Source organism: Legionella sp. km772 (assembly GCF_003989735.1).
In the GTDB taxonomy this organism is placed as follows: Bacteria; Pseudomonadota; Gammaproteobacteria; order Legionellales; family Legionellaceae; genus Legionella.
This window is the reverse complement of the sequence record NZ_RZGQ01000267.1, coordinates 1-2,888: the sequence shown is the minus strand read 5'-3', so window position 1 is coordinate 2,888 and position 2,888 is coordinate 1. Positions and strand designations below refer to the sequence as shown.

The window sequence follows — 2,888 nt, the reverse complement described above, 5'->3', positions numbered from 1 at the left end:
AATCAAATAATCACTATAAAGATCAAGCATATCCATTTAATTCCCTCCCTAAAATTAAGGGCGGAATTCTAATGCTTTTTAGTCAAACTACAAGTTTATGTGCGTAACATGAGTTAATAACTCCGGTTGAAAACTGGCTTTTAAATATTCTCGCAGAGTCAAGCCACCATCCTCCATCAGAAAACAGTGGTGTTTATCGTTAATCGCTATCACCCGAGGCACATTGGCATGAAATTGCTCCGCTAATAAACACATGACCTTTGGTTCTAAGGCGATAGCTTTGGGCATTTGTTTCAAATAAACCCAACCTTGGAGAGTTGAAAATCGAAGCACACTAGACCACGGAGTTTTCACTACAAGTTCAGGTGAGTTAAGTCCTTTATACCCTTTTGCATGCAAAGAATCGATTGCCCATTTTACAATATAGCGGTTTTCTTTCATTCTATTCTTATAGCTAAGGATGGGAGTGATTTAACTTGACTACAATAAACCAAATTCATTAAGAAATATAATTAAATACCGATAGGCCTTGAATTTGGACAAAACTCTGCTGTGCAGCTTTTAAACTAACTAGTTGCAATTGATATTGGCTTGTAACACTTATAATATCGGAAGATTGTAGCTGCGTGACTACCTCTTGATTAATAAGATTCATATTAGCATTAACATCACTAGTATTACTTAGTTGGTTGGCCCTACTTCCTAAATCTGCCCGCTTAAGCGTAAGATGGCTAAGCGCATTTTTAAGCTGCATATTTATTTGGCTATTCTCTGTTTGAGTGGCAGCCTTATCCGCGGGGGTAGTAAAAGGAGCATTTAAGTTGTCCAACATTCTCTGCGCCGTAGCAAACAGCGATTGATTTTGCCCAGTTTGAAGAGAAAAACTTTGCCCATCTGCAGGTTGCCCTGTTAAGGTGATGGATATCCCATTAAAACTAATTGCCTTCCCACTTTCATAAGGAAATGGAGAACCTAAAACCTCATTGTTGCTTCCGTCTACAATTTTTACAGTATTTGCAGGCGTATTGATCGTAATGGAATAATTGCCCGGAGTAATACTAGAAGCATCCACCGCAGCTTCTCCTAGAGCGACTACAGTGCCATTATTAGGATTAGCCGTTTGTTTTATAGAATAATTACCATTCCCAGCAGGGATATTCATAAAAACCTCATCGCCAGGATCATTAGCCGCTACTTGTAAACTACTTGAAATCGGTTGAAAGCGTTGCTTACTGTCACCGTTATAGCTGTAATCATAACTATTAGTTAGAGGATTAAAGCTACGCGATATGGGTGGTTTATCTGTTTGAGAACCGCCAAAAATATATTCACCATTCAAACCCGTACTGTTTCCATAACTCACTAGCTGATCTAAGATTTTCTGTACTTGTGTTCCTAATGACTGACGATCCGCTTGTGATAGGACACCACTTTGAGACTGACTTTGTAAAGTTAAGAGGCTTTGAATACTGGAAATAACACTGGACTCCACACCATCTTGCAGGTTTAAAGCACTACTTAAATTTTGATTATTATTTTGATAGATTTGAGTGCTATTTAAGCGTTGTTTCATGAGTTCAATTTGGGCTGATGCTATGGGATCGTCAGATGGCGTGTTCACTCGTGTCCCGCTCAATTGATTCTGTAATTGATTCAATTTAGTTTGTTGGTCCAAGAGATTATTGGTGCCACGCGCATATATTTGATTTGTTGAAATTCTCATTTATTACCCCATCCCAAATATAATATCCATCAGTTTATTGGCTACTTGCATTAATTTTCCCGCCGCTTGATAAGCTTGTTGAAATTTTAACAAGTCAGCAGCCTCTTCGTCTAAATTAACCCCGCTCTTGCTACTTTGGAAATCCAAGGCTTGATTGTATATTACATCGGCAGAGGCAGCACGAAGTTTAGAATCATTAGTATCAGCTCCCACGCCAGAAACCAAAACTGCGTATCGAGCTACTAAAGATTCTGTTCCACCAGAAAACATTTGCTTATTTTGTATTTCAGCCAACAGTAAGCCGTTACCATTGTCCCCAACCCCACCAGCATTGGGCTTTAAATTAAACACGTCTCCAGTGTTAGGAGTACCGGAAATAGTTACTGAATAAGAGGCAGTACCCGCATTGCTGCCTGCAGGTAAAAAAATTCTATTATCGGTTAACGTGTAGACAGTTGGATCACCGTTAATAGTGTATTTAGTAGGGTCAGTTGCATCAAAATTAATGGTGAAGTCCGTATTGGTTGCACTACTATTATATACTTTTTCTAGAGAAATTGAGGCTTGACTCGTATTAGTAGCTGCGGCTGAGGCCTCTACTACAGGGCCAGCTAGGGCAATTTTGCTAAAATCGCTAAGCTCTAAATTCAAATAAGCAGCAGCTCCACGGGTAGGAGCTATCGTAAACTTATCACCATTGGCAAGATTGCCAAAATTATCGGCCGCAATAGTCATTCCATCGATTTGAGTGTTACCAGAACTATCATCCACTTGAAAGGAGGGGCTAGAGCCATCCCAGGTTAATGGTGTAGTCGCACCATCTGATTTGCGTACCAAATTATATTTATGATTAAGACTATCCACTACATTAAGCTCATAGTCGCTCACTTGCGTTTGTGAAATATCTGAAATTGCTACTTTTAAGGACGCAAGGCCGGTATTATTTTTATCATTGCTGGAACGTGTTTTCTGTAAAGTATCCGAATTATAGTCAGTAAAAAAATTACCGCCTAACTGCCCTTTCAAATCTAAGCCCTTCGAGTTTTGTTAGCTAGGTCCGGGGATCTGGAACAAAATTCAGGAAAAATAAGAGCTATTCCCGGTTTGTTAGTTCATTCACCTTACTCTCAGAATGGCTTATCCACAAGTCCATAGGCCAGGAGAG

General features: G+C 39.5%; 3 protein-coding genes. All 3 read right to left on the bottom strand.

The genetic code is table 11. The features are described 5' to 3' along the window. Window positions 1-87: 87 nt before the first annotated feature. The 3 genes from ELY15_RS15020 to ELY15_RS15010 are packed head-to-tail and all read right to left on the bottom strand — an operon-like array spanning window position 88 to window position 2,749. The gene (locus ELY15_RS15020; RefSeq protein WP_127101447.1) at window positions 88-441 is read right to left on the bottom strand and encodes a hypothetical protein; all 354 of its coding nucleotides are present in this window, start codon (window positions 439-441) and stop codon (window positions 88-90) included. A 58-nt stretch (window positions 442-499) separates the two neighbouring features. After that, window positions 500-1,723 carry a flagellar hook-associated protein FlgL gene (flgL, locus tag ELY15_RS15015; protein WP_127101445.1) on the bottom strand — a complete coding sequence of 408 codons (1,224 nt, stop codon included), beginning with the start codon at window positions 1,721-1,723 and terminating at the stop codon, window positions 500-502. Between the two features lie 3 nt (window positions 1,724-1,726). Beyond that, window positions 1,727-2,749, bottom strand: a complete 1,023-nt coding sequence (locus tag ELY15_RS15010; RefSeq protein WP_127101443.1) for a flagellar basal body rod C-terminal domain-containing protein — start codon at window positions 2,747-2,749, stop codon at window positions 1,727-1,729. Window positions 2,750-2,888: the final 139 nt, after the last annotated feature.